At 73.2% G+C, this 17399-nt stretch carries 17 protein-coding genes; 12 read left to right on the top strand and 5 right to left on the bottom strand.

Features of this window, described 5'->3' with window-relative positions; all coding sequences use genetic code 11:
* The first annotated feature begins 10 nt into the window (after positions 1-10).
* Genes ACIGAN_RS05530 through ACIGAN_RS05520 form a run of 3 tightly spaced genes read left to right on the top strand, consistent with a single transcriptional unit; the run spans position 11 to position 3661 of the window.
* A complete protein-coding gene (locus tag ACIGAN_RS05530; protein ID WP_399855087.1) occupies positions 11-1384 on the top strand; it encodes an NtaA/DmoA family FMN-dependent monooxygenase in 1374 nt (457 codons plus the stop codon).
* Entirely contained in the window at positions 1381-2481 is a 1101-nt protein-coding gene (locus tag ACIGAN_RS05525; RefSeq protein ID WP_399855084.1) for an LLM class flavin-dependent oxidoreductase, read from the top strand. The genes ACIGAN_RS05530 and ACIGAN_RS05525 overlap by 4 nt, the downstream gene beginning before the upstream one ends.
* Positions 2474-3661 carry an LLM class flavin-dependent oxidoreductase gene (locus tag ACIGAN_RS05520; RefSeq protein ID WP_399855082.1) on the top strand — a complete coding sequence of 396 codons (1188 nt, stop codon included), beginning with the start codon at positions 2474-2476 and terminating at the stop codon, positions 3659-3661. Before ACIGAN_RS05525 ends, ACIGAN_RS05520 begins: the two co-directional genes overlap by 8 nt.
* A gap of 30 nt (positions 3662-3691) precedes the next feature.
* On the opposite strand, the gene ACIGAN_RS05515 is transcribed toward ACIGAN_RS05520, so the two are convergent.
* Positions 3692-4606 (bottom strand): LysR family transcriptional regulator, encoded by a 915-nt coding sequence (locus ACIGAN_RS05515; protein WP_399855080.1) that lies wholly within the window; start codon positions 4604-4606, stop codon positions 3692-3694.
* A gap of 394 nt (positions 4607-5000) precedes the next feature.
* Here ACIGAN_RS05515 and sfnG point away from each other — a divergent pair, with 394 nt between their 5' ends.
* The 9 genes from sfnG to ACIGAN_RS05470 all read left to right on the top strand — a co-directional run bounded on the left by sfnG (position 5001) and on the right by ACIGAN_RS05470 (position 13511).
* Entirely contained in the window at positions 5001-6131 is a 1131-nt protein-coding gene (gene sfnG, locus ACIGAN_RS05510) for a dimethylsulfone monooxygenase SfnG (RefSeq protein WP_399855077.1), read from the top strand.
* A 26-nt stretch (positions 6132-6157) separates the two neighbouring features.
* The gene (locus tag ACIGAN_RS05505; protein ID WP_399855074.1) at positions 6158-7375 is read left to right on the top strand and encodes an acyl-CoA dehydrogenase family protein; all 1218 of its coding nucleotides are present in this window, start codon (positions 6158-6160) and stop codon (positions 7373-7375) included.
* 12 nt (positions 7376-7387) lie between these two features.
* Positions 7388-7945 (top strand): NADPH-dependent FMN reductase, encoded by a 558-nt coding sequence (ssuE, locus tag ACIGAN_RS05500; RefSeq protein ID WP_365740040.1) that lies wholly within the window; start codon positions 7388-7390, stop codon positions 7943-7945.
* Positions 7942-9138, top strand: coding sequence for an SfnB family sulfur acquisition oxidoreductase (locus tag ACIGAN_RS05495; protein WP_365088384.1), 1197 nt, complete (start codon positions 7942-7944; stop codon positions 9136-9138). The genes ssuE and ACIGAN_RS05495 overlap by 4 nt, the downstream gene beginning before the upstream one ends.
* A gap of 38 nt (positions 9139-9176) precedes the next feature.
* Positions 9177-10334, top strand: coding sequence for an LLM class flavin-dependent oxidoreductase (locus ACIGAN_RS05490; RefSeq protein ID WP_365740041.1), 1158 nt, complete (start codon positions 9177-9179; stop codon positions 10332-10334).
* 62 nt (positions 10335-10396) lie between these two features.
* The gene (locus tag ACIGAN_RS05485) at positions 10397-11662 is read left to right on the top strand and encodes a vanadium-dependent haloperoxidase (RefSeq protein WP_399855069.1); all 1266 of its coding nucleotides are present in this window, start codon (positions 10397-10399) and stop codon (positions 11660-11662) included.
* Positions 11663-11783: 121 nt separating this feature from the next.
* The gene (locus tag ACIGAN_RS05480; RefSeq protein WP_399855067.1) at positions 11784-12422 is read left to right on the top strand and encodes a hypothetical protein; all 639 of its coding nucleotides are present in this window, start codon (positions 11784-11786) and stop codon (positions 12420-12422) included.
* Position 12423: 1 nt separating this feature from the next.
* The gene (locus ACIGAN_RS05475) at positions 12424-12858 is read left to right on the top strand and encodes a phage holin family protein (protein ID WP_365088378.1); all 435 of its coding nucleotides are present in this window, start codon (positions 12424-12426) and stop codon (positions 12856-12858) included.
* The gene (locus tag ACIGAN_RS05470) at positions 12834-13511 is read left to right on the top strand and encodes a DUF3618 domain-containing protein (RefSeq protein WP_399855064.1); all 678 of its coding nucleotides are present in this window, start codon (positions 12834-12836) and stop codon (positions 13509-13511) included. The genes ACIGAN_RS05475 and ACIGAN_RS05470 overlap by 25 nt, the downstream gene beginning before the upstream one ends.
* A gap of 232 nt (positions 13512-13743) precedes the next feature.
* Here ACIGAN_RS05470 and ACIGAN_RS05465 read toward each other — a convergent pair whose 3' ends face one another.
* Genes ACIGAN_RS05465 through ACIGAN_RS05450 form a run of 4 tightly spaced genes read right to left on the bottom strand, consistent with a single transcriptional unit; the run spans position 13744 to position 17391 of the window.
* Entirely contained in the window at positions 13744-14628 is an 885-nt protein-coding gene (locus ACIGAN_RS05465) for a TauD/TfdA dioxygenase family protein (protein ID WP_365740046.1), read from the bottom strand.
* Positions 14629-14661: 33 nt separating this feature from the next.
* Positions 14662-15480 (bottom strand): ABC transporter ATP-binding protein, encoded by an 819-nt coding sequence (locus ACIGAN_RS05460; RefSeq protein ID WP_399855061.1) that lies wholly within the window; start codon positions 15478-15480, stop codon positions 14662-14664.
* Positions 15467-16519: a taurine ABC transporter substrate-binding protein gene (locus ACIGAN_RS05455; protein WP_365088373.1), complete on the bottom strand. Its 1053-nt coding sequence runs from the start codon at positions 16517-16519 to the stop codon at positions 15467-15469. Before ACIGAN_RS05455 ends, ACIGAN_RS05460 begins: the two co-directional genes overlap by 14 nt.
* Before the next feature lie 50 nt (positions 16520-16569).
* Positions 16570-17391 carry an ABC transporter permease gene (locus ACIGAN_RS05450; protein ID WP_365088458.1) on the bottom strand — a complete coding sequence of 274 codons (822 nt, stop codon included), beginning with the start codon at positions 17389-17391 and terminating at the stop codon, positions 16570-16572.
* Positions 17392-17399 lie beyond the last annotated feature (8 nt).

The raw sequence follows: 17399 nt of genomic DNA, 5'->3' as shown, positions 1-17399 counted from the left end.
ACCCGGACCGATGACCAAACCCCTGAAGCAGATCCACCTGGCCGCGCACTTCCCCGGCGTCAACAACACCACCGTCTGGAGCGACCCGCGGGCCGGCAGCCACATCGAGTTCAGCTCCTTCACCCACTTCGCCCGCACCGCCGAACGCGCCAGGTTCGACTTCCTCTTCCTCGCCGAAGGGCTCCGGCTGCGCGAACAGGGCGGAAAGATCTACGACCTGGACGTCGTCGGCCGCCCCGACACCTTCACCGTCCTCGCCGCGCTCGCCGCCGTCACCGAGCACCTCGGCCTGACCGGCACCATCAACTCCACCTTCAACGAGCCCTACGAGGTCGCCCGCCAGTTCGCCAGCCTCGACCACCTCTCCGGCGGCCGCGCGGCCTGGAACGTCGTCACCTCCTGGGACGCCTTCACCGGCGAGAACTTCCGCCGCGGCGGATTCCTGCCGCAGCAGGAGCGGTACTCCCGCGCCAAGGAGTTCCTGGAGACGGCCAAGGAACTCTTCGACTCCTGGCGCGGCGACGAGATCGTCGCCGACCAGGAGAGCGGGCAGTTCCTGTCGGACGCCGAGGCCGGCGCCTTCGCGCACACCGGCCGGCACTTCGACATCCACGGCCGGTTCAACGTCCCCCGCTCACCCCAGGGCCGCCCCGTCGTCTTCCAGGCCGGAGACTCGGAGGAGGGCCGCGAGTTCGCCGCCGCCGAAGCCGACGCCATCTTCAGCCGGCACGGCACCCTCGAAGCGGGCCGCGCCTTCTACACCGACGTCAAGAACCGCCTGGCCAAGTACGGCCGCAGCCGCGACGAGCTGCTCATCCTGCCCGCCGCGACCTTCGCCCTCGCCGACACCGACGCCGAGGCCGAGGAACTCGCCCGCGAGGTGCGCCGCCAGCAGGTCAGCGGCGCCACCGCCCTCAGGCACCTGGAGTTCGTCTGGAACCGGGACCTGTCGGCGTACGACCCGGACGGCCCGCTGCCCGAGATCGACCCGGACGTCGGCCAGGAGCACATCTCCCAGGGCCGCGCCCAGGTCCGGATGTACCGGGACCCCCTGGCCACCGCCCGGGAATGGCGCGAACTGGCCGCGGCCAACAAGTGGTCCATCCGCGACCTGGTCATCCACACCGGCAACCGGCAGAACTTCGTCGGCTCCCCGGCCACCCTCGCCCGGACCATCGACCACTTCGTCCAGACCGACGCCAGCGACGGCTTCATCCTCGTCCCGCACCTCACGCCGACGGGCCTGGACGAGTTCGCCGACAAGGTCGTCCCGCTGCTGCAGGAGAAGGGCGTGTTCCGCACGGAGTACGAGGGCACGACCCTGCGCGACCACCTCGGCCTGACCCACCCGGACCGCAGCCGCGCCGAGCGGGTCGCGTCGTGAAGTTCATCGCCATCACGCTGATCGTGCACCGCCCGGACCCGGTCACCGGCGTCCTCACACCCACCCACGACCGCTTCCGGGAGGTCCTGCGCAACGCCGTCCTCGCCGAGGAACTGGGCTTCGACGGCTTCGGCGTCGGGGAGCGGCACGAGCGGCCGTTCCTCTCCTCCTCCCCGACCGTCGTCCTCAGCCACGTCGCGGCACTGACCCGGCGCATCCGCCTCTTCACCGCCGTGACCACCCTGAGCCTGCTCGACCCGGTGCGCGCCTACGAGGACTACGCCACCCTCGACCACCTCTCCGAGGGCCGACTGGACCTGATCATCGGCAAGGGCAACGGCACCGCCCAGCGGGAGCTGTTCCACGTCACACCGCAGGACCAGTGGGACCGCAACGCCGAGAGCTACGAGGTCTTCCGGCGCCTGTGGCGCGAGGACAGGGTGACCGCGGCGACCCGCTTCCGCCCGCCGCTGACCGACGCCGAGGTCCATCCCCGCCCGTACCAGCAGCCCGTGCGCGTCTGGCACGGCAGCGCCACCAGCAAGGAGTCCGTCGACCTCGCCGCCCGCTACGGCGACCCGCTGTTCTCCGCGAACGTCACCCACCCCGTCGAGCCGTACGCCGAGCTGATCCGCCACTACCGTGAACGCTGGGCGCACTACGGCCACGACCCGGCCCGCATCGCCATCGGCGCCGGCACCGCCGGCATCCTCGTGGCTCCGACCTCCCAGCAGGCGCTCGCCGCCTACCGGCCGGTCTTCGAGGCCAACCTGGCCTTCGCCCGGCGGACCGGACTGCCCGTCGTGTTCGAGACCCTGGAGGACTTCGCCGAGCGCAGCTCCGCGCTGATCGGCAGCCCCGAGCAGGTCCTCGACAAGGTGCACCGCTACCACGAGCGGTTCGGGCACACGGTGCTCCACGTCCACGCGGACGCCGGCGGGCTCACCGACGCGCAGCACCGCCGCTCGCTGGAGCTGTTCCAGTCCGCGGTGGCGCCGGAGCTGCGCCGGACCATCCCGGACCCGCCGTTCGCGTGGGCCCCGGTCCTGCCGGCATCACCGACCGCTCGAACAGAAGAAGGGCTGGCCCATGCCTGACATCCCCCTCGGCGTCCTCGACCTGGTCCCCGTCTCCTCCGGATCCACGGCGACGGAGGCCCTGCACCACTCCATCGACCTCGCCCGGCACGCCGAGCGGCTCGGCTACGCCCGCTACTGGTTCGCCGAGCACCACCTCAACCCGGGTGTCGCGGGCACCTCCCCGGCGGTCGTCCTGGCCCTGACCGCCGCGGCCACCTCCACCATCCGGCTCGGCTCCGGCGCCGTGCAGCTCGGCCACCGCACCGCCCTGTCCACCGTCGAGGAGTTCGGCCTGATCGACGCCCTCCACCCCGGCCGCCTCGACCTGGGCCTGGGCCGCTCCGGCGGCCGCCCGCCGGGGGAGAGCGCCACCGCCCCGGCGGAACCCCCGGCACCCGGCCGCGCCCCGAACGGCCTGCTCATCCCGCCCCCCTTCTCCTACACGCACCTGCTCGGCTCGCCCCGCGTCGCCCTGCAGCGCAAGCTGCTCCTGCTGCCGAACGCCGAGCCGCAGGACTACGCCGAGCAGATCGACGACATCCTCGCCCTGCTGGCCGGCACCTACCGCTCCCCGGAGGGCGTCGAGGCGCACGTCGTGCCGGGGGAGGGCGCCGACATCGACGTGTGGATCCTGGGCAGCAGCGGCGGTACCAGCGCCGAGGTCGCGGGCGCCCGCGGGCTGCGGTTCGCCGCGAACTACCACGTCAGCCCCGCCACGGTCCTGGAAGCGGTGGACGGTTACCGCTCCTTCTTCAAGCCCTCCGTCTTCCTCGACCGGCCGTACGTCAGCGTCTCCGCGGACGTCGTCGTCGCCGAGGACGACGCGACCGCCCGGGAGCTGGCCACCGGCTACGGCCTGTGGGTGCGCAGCATCCGCACCGCGGAGGGCGCCATCCCCTACCCGACGCCCGACCAGGCGCGCGCCCACGCGTGGAGCGAGGAGGACCGCGCACTCGTGCAGGACCGCGTCGACACCCGGTTCGTGGGCTCACCGGGCCGGGTCGCCGATCAGCTGGAGCAGCTCCAGGAGGCCACCGGGGCCGACGAGTTGCTGATCACGACCATCACCCACGGCCACGCGGACCGGGTCCGCTCCTACGAACTGCTCGCCCAGGAATGGCGCCGCCGGGGTCACCTGTCCGGGGTGTCCGGCCACGAACCCGCCACCTCCGGCGCCGCGCAGGCGCACGCCCGGTGACCGCCGCGGGCTCCGGCCCGCGGCGTCCCCTCACCCGCCCGCCGCCGCCCGGTACGCGGCGGCGTTGCGCACGAACAGCTCGTGCAGGTCGCGCACGGCCCGCGGGACGGAGCCGGCGTGCCGGCGCTGCAGCACCAGCAGCACCTCGGTGGCCTCCGCCGCGAGCGGCCGCACGGTGATCGTGCCCCGCCGCTCCAGCGGATCCCCGACGACGCTGAAGTCCGGCAGCACCGTGGCTCCCAGCCCTTCCGCGACCATCAGCTTGCCCATCTCCGCGCCGTCGGTGGAGTACGAGAAGGCCGGGGTCCGTCCCCGCAGCAGCCGGTGCAGGAAACGGTGCATCACGTAACCGGACCGCATCACCACCAGCGGCTCGGCCAGGAGACTGTCCGTGTCCACCCGGTCCAGGGCCGCGAGCGGACTGTCGGGCCGTACGCACACCACGGGCCGGCCCCGCAGGAGTTCGGTGGTCTCGAAACCGGGCGGCATGTCGTCGCCCTCCAGATAGTTCACCAGGCCCAGGTCGAACGAGCCCTCCAGCAGCCCGCGGTGGATCCCGGACTGCTGCGCGCCCACCAGCTCCACCTGAGTGCGCGGGTGCGAGGAGCGGAACTCCCGCACGGTCGGGATGACCAGCGGCACGGTGGCGGTGTTGACCGTGCCGAGCCGGACCATACGGCTGATGCGGTGCTGGTCGCCGGCCGCGCCCCGCAGCCGGTCGACCGCGTCCAGCACACTCATGATGTGGGGCAGCAACTCCCGCCCCTCGTCGCTGATCTTCGCCCCGGACCGTTTGCGCTCCAGCAGGTCCACACCGAGCTCACGCTCCAGATTGCGCACGGTCTCGCTGAGCGCCGGCTGGGACAGATGCAGTTCCTCGGCAGCGCGCCGCGGCGACCCCAACCGGGTGACGGCGGCGATGTATTCGAGCTGTTCTATGCGCACGACAGGAGACTGCCGACCACAGCGCGCCGGGTTCAAGGGAATCCCTGTCACAACCTCGTGAATACCTGCGCCCAGCATGTGAAATCAGACCGGGCATTCTTGACCGGCCGCCCGTCGCGCTGCTTTGATCGAGGGCATGAAGCGACAGGATCTCACGCGGCGACGCCATGTCGACCTCGCGCGTGTCTGCAGCTCCCGCTGTCGCTGTCGGGCCTGAGCGCACCGAGGGAAACCCTCGCATCAGCGCCCCCCGACTCTCCCTTCCGTGAATTCCCGTCCCGGCCGCATCACCCTGTGACGGCGGTTTTCCCGGGACCGCCGCCCCAGCGCGCCCGAATTCCGGAACTCCCTCCCTCACGCTTTCGCGCAGCATTCGCCGGCCAGGAGTTTTCCCATGCCCGAATTCCCCGCAACCGACCCCGTCCGCTTCGCCTACTGGGTGCCGAACGTCAGCGGTGGCCTGGTCACCAGCACCATCGAGCAGCGCACCGACTGGGGCTACGACTACAACCGCGAACTGGCCGTGCTCGCCGAGAACAACGGCTTCGACTACGCCCTCAGCCAGGTCCGCTACATGGCCAGCTACGGCGCCGAGTACCAGCACGAGTCGACCAGCTTCAGCCTCGCCCTGCTCCTCGCCACCCAGCGGCTCAAGGTCATCGCCGCCGTGCACCCCGGCCTGTGGCACCCGGGTGTTCTCGCCAAGCTCGGCGCCACCGCCGACCACCTCTCCGGCGGACGCTTCGCCGTCAACGTCGTCAGCGGCTGGTTCAAGGGCGAGTTCACCGCCCTCGGCGAGCCCTGGCTGGAGCACGACGAGCGCTACCGCCGCGCCGAGGAGTTCATCACCGCGCTGCGCCGCATCTGGACCGAGGACCATGCCGAACTCGCCGGGGACTTCTACCGGTTGCGTGACTTCACCCTCAAGCCCAAGCCGCTCAACACGCCCGAGCGCCCGCACCCGGAGATCTTCCAGGGCGGCAACTCCACCGCCGCCCGCGCCATGGCCGGCCGCGTCTCCGACTGGTACTTCAGCAACGGCAAGGACTTCGACGGCGTCACCGAGCAGATCACCGACGTCCGCGCCTCCGCCGCGCAAGCCGGCCGCACGCCACCGAAGTTCGGCCTCAACGGCTTCCTCATCGCCCGTGACACCGAGGCCGAGGCCCGCGAGACGCTCCGCGAGATCGTCGCCAAGGCGGACACGCCCGCCGTCCACGGCTTCCGCGACGCCGTCCGCCAGGCCGGGCAGTCCACCGCCGACGGCAAGGGCATGTGGCAGGACTCCACCTTCGAGGACCTCGTCCAGTACAACGACGGCTTCCGCACCGGCCTGATCGGCACGCCCGAGCAGATCGCCGAGCGCATCGTCGCCTACAAGCGGCTCGGCGTCGACCTCTTCCTCCTCGGCTTCCTGCACTACCTGGAGGAGGTCGAGTACTTCGGCAAGCGGGTGCTGCCCCTGGTGCGCGAACTGGAGGCGCAGCAGCCCGTGTTCGAACCGTCCGCCGCCGCACACGCCTGACCCCCCCCACGAGAGGACACCGCCTCATGAGCACCGTCGCCCGCACCGACTGGCGCAGCGCCCCCCTCCCCGAGGACGCCGAGGGCTGGATCGCCCGTGCCGCGGAGGTCGCCGCCGTCCTGGCCACCGACGCGGCGGCCCGCGACAAGGCCGCCGCCACCCCCCACGAGGAGGTCCGCCTCCTGAAGGACTCCGGCCTGGTCACCCTGCTCGGCCCGGTCGAGCACGGGGGAGGCGGCCAGGACTGGCCCACCGCCTACCGCGTCGTCCGCGAGGTCGCCAAGGCCGACGGCTCCATCGGCCAGCTGCTCGGCTACCACTACCTGTGGAACTGGGCCGCCCGCCTGGTCGGCACCCGCGAGCAGTGGGAGCACGTGGAGGCCGAAGCGGCGCGCAACCGCTGGTTCTTCGGCGGCGCCGTCAACCCGCGCGACGCCGACGTGGTCGTCCGTGACGAGGGCGACACCCTCACCTTCACCGGCCGCAAGACCTTCTCCACCGGCAGCAAGGTCTCCGACGTCACCGTGCTCGAAGGCGTCCTGGAGGGCACCGACGATCACGTCTTCGCCATCGTGCCCTCCGACAGCGAAGGGCTCACCTTCCACGACGATTGGGACAACATCGGCCAGCGCCTCACCGAGAGCGGCGGCGTCACCCTCGACGCCGTCCGCGTTCCCTGGTCGGCCGCGGCCGGCTACGTGGACAAGCGGTTCACGCCCCGCGTGTACAACACGCTCAACGTGCCGACCATCCAGCTGGTCTTCGTCAGCTTCTACCTCGGCATCGCGGCCGGCGCCCTGGAGACCGCCGCCACCTACACCCGCGCCAAGTCCCGCCCCTGGCTGCACGGCGGCCACGAGCGCGCCGTCGACGAGCCGTACGTCATCGACACCTACGGCGACCTGACCGCCAAGCTGTGGGCCGTCGAGGCGCTGGCCGACGCCGTGGCCGCCGAGGGCCAGAAGCTGCACGACGACCCCGACGCGGTCACCGAGCAGGCCCGCGGCGAGTTCGAGGTGCGGGTGGCCGCGGTGAAGGCCCGCGCCACCGACGTCGCCCTGGAGATCACCAGCCGCATCTTCGAGGTCACCGGCGCCCGCGCCACCGCCTCCGCCGAAGGCCTCGACCGCTTCTGGCGCAACGTGCGCACGCACACCCTCCACGACCCCGTCGCCTACAAGCGCCGCGAGGTCGGCCGTCACGTCCTGACCGGCGAACTGCCGCAGCCCACCTGGTACTCCTGAAAGGTCCCTCCCATGGCCACGATCCTGTCCGTCTCCGGCAGCCCTTCCGCCACCTCCCGCACCGCGCGCCTCCTGCGCCACCTGGACCAGCGGCTCACCGCGCAGGGACACGAGGTGATCCCCTTCGACGTCCGCGACCTGCCCGCCGAGGCCCTGCTCGGGGCGGACTTCCGGCACCCGGCCATCGTCCAGGCCACGGCACTGGTCGAGCGGGCGGACGGGCTCGTGGTCGGCACCCCCGTCTACAAGGCCGCCTACTCCGGCCTGCTGAAGTCCCTGCTCGACCTGCTCCCGCAGTACGCGCTGGCCGGCAAGACGATCCTGCCGCTGGCCACCGGCGGCTCCGTCGCCCATGTCCTGGCCATCGACTACGCGCTGCGCCCCGTCCTCAGCTCCATGGGCGCCACGCACATCGTCCCGGGCTGGTTCACCCTCGACAAGGACATCACCGCGGGCGACGACGGCACCCTGACCGTCGCGCCCGGCTCGGCGGAGGCCCTGGCCCAGGTCACGGACCAGTTCTCCGCCGCCCTGGGCGGGCGCACCACACTCCTGGCGGCCACCGGATGAGCACCGCGCACGTGATCGCCGACGACGCGGAGGCCCTCGCGGTCGCCGCCGCGCTCGCCGCCGAGTTCCGCAAGGGCGCCGCGGAGCGGGACGCCCACCGCCGGCTGCCGCACGCGGAGGTGGAGCGCCTGTCGGCGTCCGGGCTGCTCGCCGTGTCGGTCCCGGCCGGGTTCGGCGGCGCGGACGTCGGCGCGGGCACGCTCGCCGAGATCTTCCGGCTGCTGGCCACCGCCGACGCCAGCCTCGCCCAGATCCCGCAGAGCCACTTCGTCTACGTCAACGTGCTGCGCCGGCAGGGCACGCCCGCGCAGCAGCGCTTCTTCTTCGGCGAGGTGCTGGCGGGCAGGCGGTTCGGCAACGCCCAGTCCGAGGCGGGCACCCGGCACGTGCAGGACCTGCGCACCCGGCTCGTGCCACGACCGGACGGCTCGTACGTCCTCGACGGCGTCAAGCACTACTCCACCGGCGCCCTGTTCGCCGACTGGATCCCCGTCCTCGCCCGCGCCGGGGACGACACCCTGCACGTGGCGTACGTGCCGCGGGACGCCCCCGGGCTCACCGTGACCGACGACTGGGACGGCATGGGGCAGCGCACCACCGCCAGCGGCACCGTCCGCCTGGAGTCGGTACCCGTCCCCGCCGACCGGGTCGTCCCGCACCACCTCACCTTCCGCGGGCCGCAACTGCACGGCGCCGTCGCTCAGTTGCTGCACGCCGCCATCGACACCGGGATCGCCGCCGGCGCACTGGCGGAGGCCGTGGAGTTCGTCCGTACCAAGAGCCGCCCCTGGTTCGAGAGCGTCGACGAGGGGCACGCCACCGCACCCGAGGACCCGCTGCTGATCCAGCGGTTCGGCGAACTGGCCATCCGGGTCCGGGCGGCCGAGGCACTGCTCCGCGAGGCCGCCCGCGCGGTCGACGACGCCCGGGCCGGCCTGACCGACGACTCGGCCGCCGCGGCCTCCGTCGCCGTGGCCACCGCCAAGGTCGCCGCCGCGGAGGCGGCCGTGGAACTCGGCAGCGCGCTCTTCGAGGTCGCCGGGACCCGCTCGGCGCTCGACTCCCTGGGCCTGCACCGCCACTGGCGGGACGCCCGTACCCACTCCCTGCACGACCCGGCCCGCTGGAAGGTCCAGCACATCGGCCGCTACGTGCTGAACGGCACCAGGCCGCCCCGGCACGGACTCCTGTGACGAACACCCCTACCGGCGCACCCGATCGGAGCCCCCGCGTGTCCCTCACCTTCCACTGGTTCCTGCCCACCAACGGCGACAGCCGCCATGTCGTCGGCGGCGGCCACGGCACCCCGGCGACGGAGACCGGCCGCGACCGGCCGCCGACGGTCGGCTACCTGAGCCAGATCGCCCGCGCCGCCGAGGACCTCGGCTTCGTCGGCGCGCTCACCCCGACCGGCGCCTGGTGCGAGGACGCCTGGCTGACCACGGCCATGGTCAGCCAGCGGACCGAGCGGCTGAAGTTCCTCGTCGCCTTCCGGCCCGGTTTCGTCTCGCCGACGCTGGCCGCGCAGATGGCCTCCACCTTCCAGCGCCAGACGGGCGGACGGCTGCTGCTCAACGTCGTCACCGGCGGCGAGAGCCACGAGCAGCGCGCCTACGGCGACTTCCTCGACAAGGACGCCCGCTACCGGCGCACCGGCGAGTTCCTCCAGGTCGTCCGCGAGCTGTGGGCCGGCAAGAGCGTGGACCTGCACGGCGAGCACCTCCAGGTCGAGGACGCGCGCCTGGCGCGGGTGCCCGACCCCGTGCCCCAGGTGTACTTCGGCGGCTCCTCACCCATCGCCGGAGAGGTGGCCGCGCGGCACGCCGACGTCTACCTCACCTGGGGCGAGCCGCCCGCGCAGGTCGCCGAGAAGATCGCCTGGATACGGACGCTGGCCGCCCGTGAGGGCCGCACCCTGCGCTTCGGCATCCGGCTGCACGTCATCACCCGCGACACCTCGGAGCAGGCCTGGGCGGAGGCGGACCGGCTCCTGGCCGGCTTCGACCCGGAGACCGTGGCGGCGGTCCAGGCGGGGCTCGCCCGCAGCGAGTCGGAGGGACAGCGGCGCATGCTCGCCCTGCACGGCGGCGGCAACCGCGAGGGCCTGGAGATCCACCCCAACCTGTGGGCCGGCATCGGCCTGGTGCGCGGCGGAGCGGGCACGGCCCTGGTCGGCAGCCACGAGGAGGTCGCCGAGCGGATCCAGGAGTACGCCGCCCTGGGCATCGACGAGTTCGTCCTCTCCGGCTATCCGCACCTGGAGGAGGCGTACTGGTTCGGCGAGGGCGTCCTGCCCAGGCTGCAGGCCCGGGGGCTGTGGCAGCACCCCGCCGGCCGGCCGACGGCCCCCGCCGCGCAGGTGCCCTTCGCCGGCGCGGGCCGTCCGTGAACGCCACCCCCACCGCGAGCCCGGCGTCGTCACCGAGACCCGGCGCAACCGAAGGAGAACACGTGCGTCCTCACCCCACCCGCCGAGCGGCCGTCGCCCTGGGCGCGGCCGTCCTGCTGGGCGCGTCCGCGGGCGTGTCACGGGCCGCCGCGGCCGGCCACCGCACCACGGCGCTCACCTGGTACGACGCCACGGCCGAGACCATCGCCGCCGCCGGGGCGCCCACCCAGATCACCAACAGCCGGACGTGGGCCATCGGCTGGCTCGCCGCGGCCCGGGCCGCGGCGAGCGTTCCGGCCGGTGTGGAACGCGCCCCCTACCAGGCGGCGGCACTGGCCGCGGCCGTCCACCGCGCGCTGGTGACGCTCGTCCCGAGCCGGGCCGAACACCTCGACGCCACGTACGAGGAGACGCTCGGCGCCCTGCCCGACGGTCCGGCGAAGCGGCGCGGCGTCGTGGCGGGGGAGAGACAGGCGAGCCTCCTCCTCGCGGCGAGGCAGGACGACGGTCTGGACCCCGCCTCGGTCAACGCCCCCTGTCCGGTACGGCCGGCGGCGCCCGGCGTGTGGCAGCCGACCCCGCCCGCCTACGCTCCGGCGGCGCAGTACGGCAACCGCCTCGCCGACCCGTTCGTCCTCACGTCCCCGGACCGCTTCCGGCTCGGCCCGCCCCCCGCGCTGGACTCCGCCCGCTACGCCGCCGACCTCGCGGAGGTACGGGCGTACGGCAGCGTGGACAGCACGGCACGCAGCGCCCACCAGACCGAGACCGCCACCTTCTGGCTCGGCTCCTCCCTCACCCTCTACACGGAGCCACTGCGCGTGGCCCTGTCCCGCAGCGGCCAGGGGCCGTCGGGGCAGGCACGGCTGGTGGCGCTCTTCCATGTGGCCCTGGTGGACACGCAGATCGCCACCGCCGACAGCAAGTACGCGTACGAGCGCTGGCGTCCCGTGACGGCCATCCGCACCGGCGCCGTCGATCCCGACCCGGACTGGACCCCGCTGCACACCACCCCGGCGCATCCGGATCACCCGAGCGGCCACAACACCTACTCGGGCGCGGCGGAGACCGTGCTGTCCGCGCTCGTGGGCCCGCGGACCGCCCCGTTCACCCTGACGAGCCCCACCGCTCCCGGGGTGACCAGGACGTACACGGCATGGCGGCAGTTGTCGGACGAGAACGTGGACGCCCGGGTCCTGTCGGGCATCCACACCCGCTCCGCCGACGAGGCCGGCATCACGCTCGGGAAGAACGTCGCCCGGTACGTCCTGCGCCACGCGGGACCCCTCCTGGCGCCGTCGGGGGACGCGATCGCTCACCGCCGCTGACAAAGGCACGAAAAATCCCGCTCCGTACCGTTTTGCCGTGATGGGTGTGGTTAACCGAGGAGGGTGCGTGCCGAACGGACGCCGGACCAGATCCACGGGCGGTGCCTGAGGGAGAGGACCCATGAGCGAGATGGCGAAGGTGAGCACCGATCGGGCTCAGCAGGCGGGGCAGACGGCGAAACAGGAGGCGGCGGCCACGGCCGGTCAGGCCCGGCAGGGCGCGAGCGAGGTCGCCGGAACGGCCGCCGAGCAGGTCAGGAACGTCACCGGCAAGGCCAGGGCTCAGGCCGGTGCGATGGCCGGTGACCTGCGGGCGCGCGTCGGCGAGGAGGCGGACCAGCAGGCGCGGCGGGGAGCACAGGTGATGCGGCAGTGGGCGGACGACCTGTCCGGCCTCGCGGACGGCGCCGCAGCGGACTCGCCCGCCCGGAGCCTCGTGGCCCAGGCGGCGGACCGCGGGCACCGCGCCGCCGACTACCTGGACTCACACGGAGTCGGCGGTCTGGTCGGCGACCTGGAGGACTTCGCCCGCCGCCGCCCCGGCGCCTTCCTCGGCGGCGCGGTGCTGGCCGGGTTCGCCGTCGGGCGGCTCGCCAAGGCCGGCGGCAAGGCGAACGGGGCGAGCGGGTCCGGCGCGGGCCCGTCGGCGCGGCCGGATCCACCCGGACCCGAAAGTCCGCCGGCGGCCGAACCCGGGATCCTCCCCGGGACTCCCGGGGACGCGGCGCTGCCGGAGGCACCCGGATACCGGGAGGCATGAGATGTCGTCGCTCACGCCCCACGCCACGGGAACGCAGGCCGCCAAGCACCGCGGCCAGGAGGACACCTCGATGGGGGAACTGCTGTCGACGGTGACGTCGGACGTGCAGCAGCTGCTCCACCAGGAGGCGGAACTGGCCAAGGCCGAGATCCGCGAGGAGGCCGCCAAGGCGGGCAAGGCCGCCGGGATGTTCGGCGGCGCCGGTTTCGCCGGCTACATGGTGGCCCTGCTGCTGACGCTGGCGGCGATGTTCGGCCTGGCCAACGTGATGGACCTGGCCTGGGCCGCGCTGATCGTCACCGCGCTGTGGGCGGTGATCGGCCTGGTCCTCTACCGCCGGGGCCGTGCGCAGATGCGCACCGTGTCGCCCAAGCCGGAACAGACCATGGAAACGCTGAAGGAGGACATGCGATGGGCACGGCACCCGACCGGATAAGGGCCGACATCGAGTCCACACGGGAGAGGCTGTCCGAGGACGTCTCCCGGCTGGCGGACCGCGCGCGTCCGCGGCAGATCGTACGGCGCCGCACCCGGCGCGCGCGGGGCGCGCTGCACGGCGTGAGGGAGCGGGTCATGGGCAGCGCCTCGGAATTCACCGGACAGACCGCCGACCGCACCCAGCAGGCCGCCCGGTCGGTGCAGGACACCACCGGTCAGGCCGCCGGCAAGGTCACCGACACCGCGCGCGAGGCCGCCGGACAGGCCGGCGAGGCCGTACGGCAGGCCCCCGAGCAGGCGATGCGGCAGACCCAGGGCAACCCGCTCGCGGCGGGCCTGATCGCCTTCGGCGCGGGACTGCTGACGGCCTCGCTGCTGCCCACCTCGCAGGCCGAGGAGCAGCTGGCGAGCCGGGCCGGCCAGGCCGCCGAGCCCGTGAAGCAGGCCGCGCTGGAGTCGGCGCAGCAGCTGAAGGAGGACGCCACCCAGGCCGGCCGGCAGGCCGTCCAGGAGGTCAAGGACACCGCCTCCGAGGCCGCTCGCACCACCAAGGACCAGGCCGCCGAGCAAGCCGGCCAGGTCACCGACCAGGCGCGTCGGTCCGCACAGACCACGGCCGAGGAGGCACGCGGCCAGGCGGGCAGCGCGTAGGCGGCAACCGCGCCGCGGTGCGGTCCCCGTCCGCCAGGACCTCCAACCGCGTCCTGCTCGGCCGGCACGCGAACGCGCCGCGGTGCGCGGGGCGCGGGGTGGCAGCCGCTGAACGGCAGCCGCGGGCCGCCGTGGCCCGCCGCCGGCGTCACGCCACCGCGGTGCGGGCGGGGCGCCCCGCCCGCACCCCGGGGCTGACTGCCCGCGGCCGGGTCCGTGGACCCGCGACCGGTCAGCGGCCGGGTGCCGAGGGCCCGACGGGGGTGTCCCCGCGCAGTGTGATGCGGTGCATGACGCGATGCTGGTCGCCGTAGTCGCGGTTGGCGTAGTGGGCCGTGCTGCGGTTGTCCCACAGGGCGACGTCCCCCGGCTGCCAGCGGTGCCGCACCACGTGCTCGGGCTTGGTGAGATGCGCGTACAGGATGTCGAGGATGCCCCGGCTCTCGTGTTCCGAGACGCCGACGATGTGCGACGTGAACCCGGGGTTGACGAACAGGCCCTTGCGGCCGCTCTCCGGGTGCACCCGCACCACCGGGTGCTCCACCGGCTCCAGAGCGGTGAACACCTCGCCCTCCCACAGATTGCCCCGGCCCTGCCGGCGCTGGGCGAGGTAGTAGCCGAACTCGCGACTGCCGTCGTGCACGGCGGTGAGCGTGTCGACGTAGTCCCGCAGGCCCGGTGACAGCGACTCGTAGGCGAGCTGGCTGTCGGCCCAGTTGGTGTCGCCGCCCACGGGCGGCAGCACCACCGCGCGCAGGACCGAGATCGCCGGCGGCCGCCGTACGAACGTCACGTCCGTGTGCCACACGTCGGCGAACCCGTTGTCCTGGCTGTCCAGGGAGTACACCTCGGGCGGCACGTCGCCGGAGTCGTGGACCGGATGCCCGACGGTGACCTCGCCCAGGCGCCTGCCGAACTCGATCTGCGCGGCGTCGTCGAGGCCGTGCTGGCCGCGCACGAAGAGCACCTTGTGCTCGACCAGCGCCTCTCGCAGGGCCAGCACCTCGGCGTCGTCCAGCCGCCCCAGGTCGATGCCGTCGATCTCGGCACCGAAACCGGGTCCGAGCCGGGTCAGGGGCAGTCGGGTCACGGCGGGTCGCTCGCTGAGAACGCTCACTTGTGGATCCTTTCTGTAGGTGCGGTACGGAGTTCAGGCCGCCGCGGCGGTCTTGACGGCGTGGGACACCTGCGCGCGCAACTCGGCGAACTCCGGTGAGCCGCGCAGCTCCTCGGCGTCGACGTCGCCGCGCGGCAGGGTGATGGGCAGGTCCAGGGCGACCGTCCCGGGACTCCTGGTCAGCACCACGATGCGGGAGCCGAGGAACACCGCCTCCTCCGCCGAGTGCGTCACGAACACCGCGGTCCGCCCGGTCCGTTCGGTCACCCGGCGGACGTCCTCCTGGAGCCGCTCCCGGGTCAGCGCGTCCAGCGCCGCGAACGGCTCGTCCAGCAGGAGCAGCGGGTTCTCCGCGGCGAGCGCCCGGGCGATGGCGACGCGTTGCTGCTGACCGCCGGAGATCTCCCAGACGCGCCGCCTCTCGGTGCCCTCCAGACCGACCCGGGCCAGCAACTCCGCGCGCCGCTCCGGCCATCGGGCCCGGTCCACGCCCGCGTACCGCAGCGCCAGGTCGATGTTGCCGCGTACGGTCCGCCAGGGGAAAAGCCGCGGGGTCTGGAACACCACGCCGGCCGCTTCGCCGGGTCGCGGTGCGGCGCCGGAGACCCGCACCGAGCCGTGCGTGGGCCGCTCGAATCCGGCGATCAGCCGCAGCAGCGTGCTCTTGCCGCAGCCGGAGGCGCCCACCAGTACGAGGAACTCCCCGGCCGGTACGGTCAGATCGACCGGACCCACGGCGGTGAACGTCTCGCCGCCCCGGCCGTACCGGTGGGTGACGTGGTCGAGCCGGACCGACCCGGCCCGCGCGGTGTCCGCCCCGATCGCGGCCCCAATCGCCTCACTTGAGGACATCGGGCAGCCCCTTGAGATAGAAGGCCTTGCGCACGACGTCCTCGGACGGCGCCGCGGGGATCTGCTTCTGGTCGGCCAGGAACGCGCCGGTGTCGGTGACGTAGGTGAGCAGCTTGCCGGGGCTGCCGTCCGTGCCCAGCCAGTCGGCGGAGACCACCTGTTCCGGGGTGAGGAACACGCCCTGGGACAGCTGCGCCTCGGCGTCCTTCTCGGGGATGCCGAGTTCGGCGGCGACCGCCTTCACCGAGCCCTTCGGGTCGGACTTGATCAGGCGCAGCGCCTCGGCCTCCGCCTTGCGCCAGGCGTCGATCGCCCCGGGGTCCCGGGCGATCAGGTCGTCCGACACGACGGCCAGGTCCAGCGTCGGCTTGCCCGCCGCACCGATCTGCTTGCTGCTGGTGAGCTGGGTGCCGGTCTCGCGCAGCTCGTCCAGGGTGGGCAGCCAGACGTAGGCGGCGTCGATGTCGCCGCGTTCCCAGGCGGCGAGGATGGGCTGCGGCTGGAGGTCGATGAGTTCGACGTCCGACGGCTCGAGGCCGGCCGTCTCCAGCGCCGCCAGCAGGCTGTAGTGGGAGGTGGAGGCGAAGGGGGTGGCTATCTTCTTGCCCTTGAGGCCGGCGACCTCGGTGATGCCGGTGGCCTTGCGCGCGACCAGCGCCTCGTTCTCGCCCGCGACGTCGAGGATCCAGGCGACCTTGTACGGGATGGGTGAACTGCCGGACACTCCGCGGGCGAACGGGCTGGAGCCGAGTGCGGCGATGTCGAGGGACTTGCCGAGGAAGGCCTGGTTCACGCCGGCGCCGGAATCGAACTTGATCCAGGTGATCTCGTGCTCCGGCAGCGCCTTCTCCAGCAGCTTTCTGTGCTTCACCAGCAGATCGCCGCTGGGGAAGGCGAAGTAGCCGATGCGCAGCCGTTTCGAGCCGCCGGACGCGGACGCCTCACTGCCGGAGGAGCAGCCGGTGACGGCCGCGGACACCGCGGCCAGGGCCCCGGCGAGGAGGAGGCGGCGGGACGGGCCGTGCGAGGCAGGGGACATGGGAGAGCCGTTTCTGTGCGATGGGTGGAGCGGGAGAGGCGGGCGGGCGGCTACGCGCGGCCGCGCCAGGGAACGGCCACGCGTTCGAGCCGGAGCAGCAGGCCGTCGATGATCAGGCCGGAGACGCCGATGGCGATGATGCCGACGAGGACGACGGGCGTGTTGTTGTAGTTGGCGGCGTCCTTGACCATGCCGCCGATCCCGGGCAGGCCGTTGACCAACTCGGCGGCGACCAGGGAGGAGTAGGCCACGCCCACGGCGAGCCGGACCCCGGTGAGGGTCTCCGGCAGGGCGGACGGGACGACGACGTCCCTGACCACGTCCCAGCGGGACGCGCCGAGCGCCCGGGCGGCCTCGATCAGCTGGGTCGGCACGGCGGCGACGGCCGTGGTGGTGGAGACCGCGACGGGTGGGAAAGCGGCCACGGCCAGCAGCGTCACCTTCGGCTCCTCGTTGATGCCCAGCCAGATGATCAGCAGCGAGAAGTAGGCCAGCGGGGGCAGGGTGCGCAGGAACGTGATCCAGGGCTCGAACAGCGAGCGCACCCAGCCGACGGTGCCCATCAGCAGCCCGAAGACCACACCGGCGGCGATGCCGATGCCGGCGCCGAGCGCGATGCGCCGCAGGCTGATGCCCAGGTGCTCGACGAGCGTGGTGCCGTTGTAGCCCCGGATGCCGTCGTGCGTGGTGGAGACGTCGACGAACGCCTCCCACACCCTGGCCGGCGGCGGAACGAGTGTCTCGCTCCACGTCCCGCTCGCCGCGAGCAGCTGCCACAGGAGGAGGAACAGCAGGAGCGAGCCCAGCGGCAGCGCGGCAGGGCGCACCCGCACCCACACGCCCCGCGCCGGCGCGGAGGGCTCGGGCGGCACGTCGGCCG

It is taken from the genome of Streptomyces sp. NPDC085931 (genome assembly GCF_044540565.1).
Taxonomy (GTDB): domain Bacteria; phylum Actinomycetota; class Actinomycetes; order Streptomycetales; family Streptomycetaceae; genus Streptomyces.
This window is presented reverse-complemented; position numbering and strand designations above follow the sequence as displayed.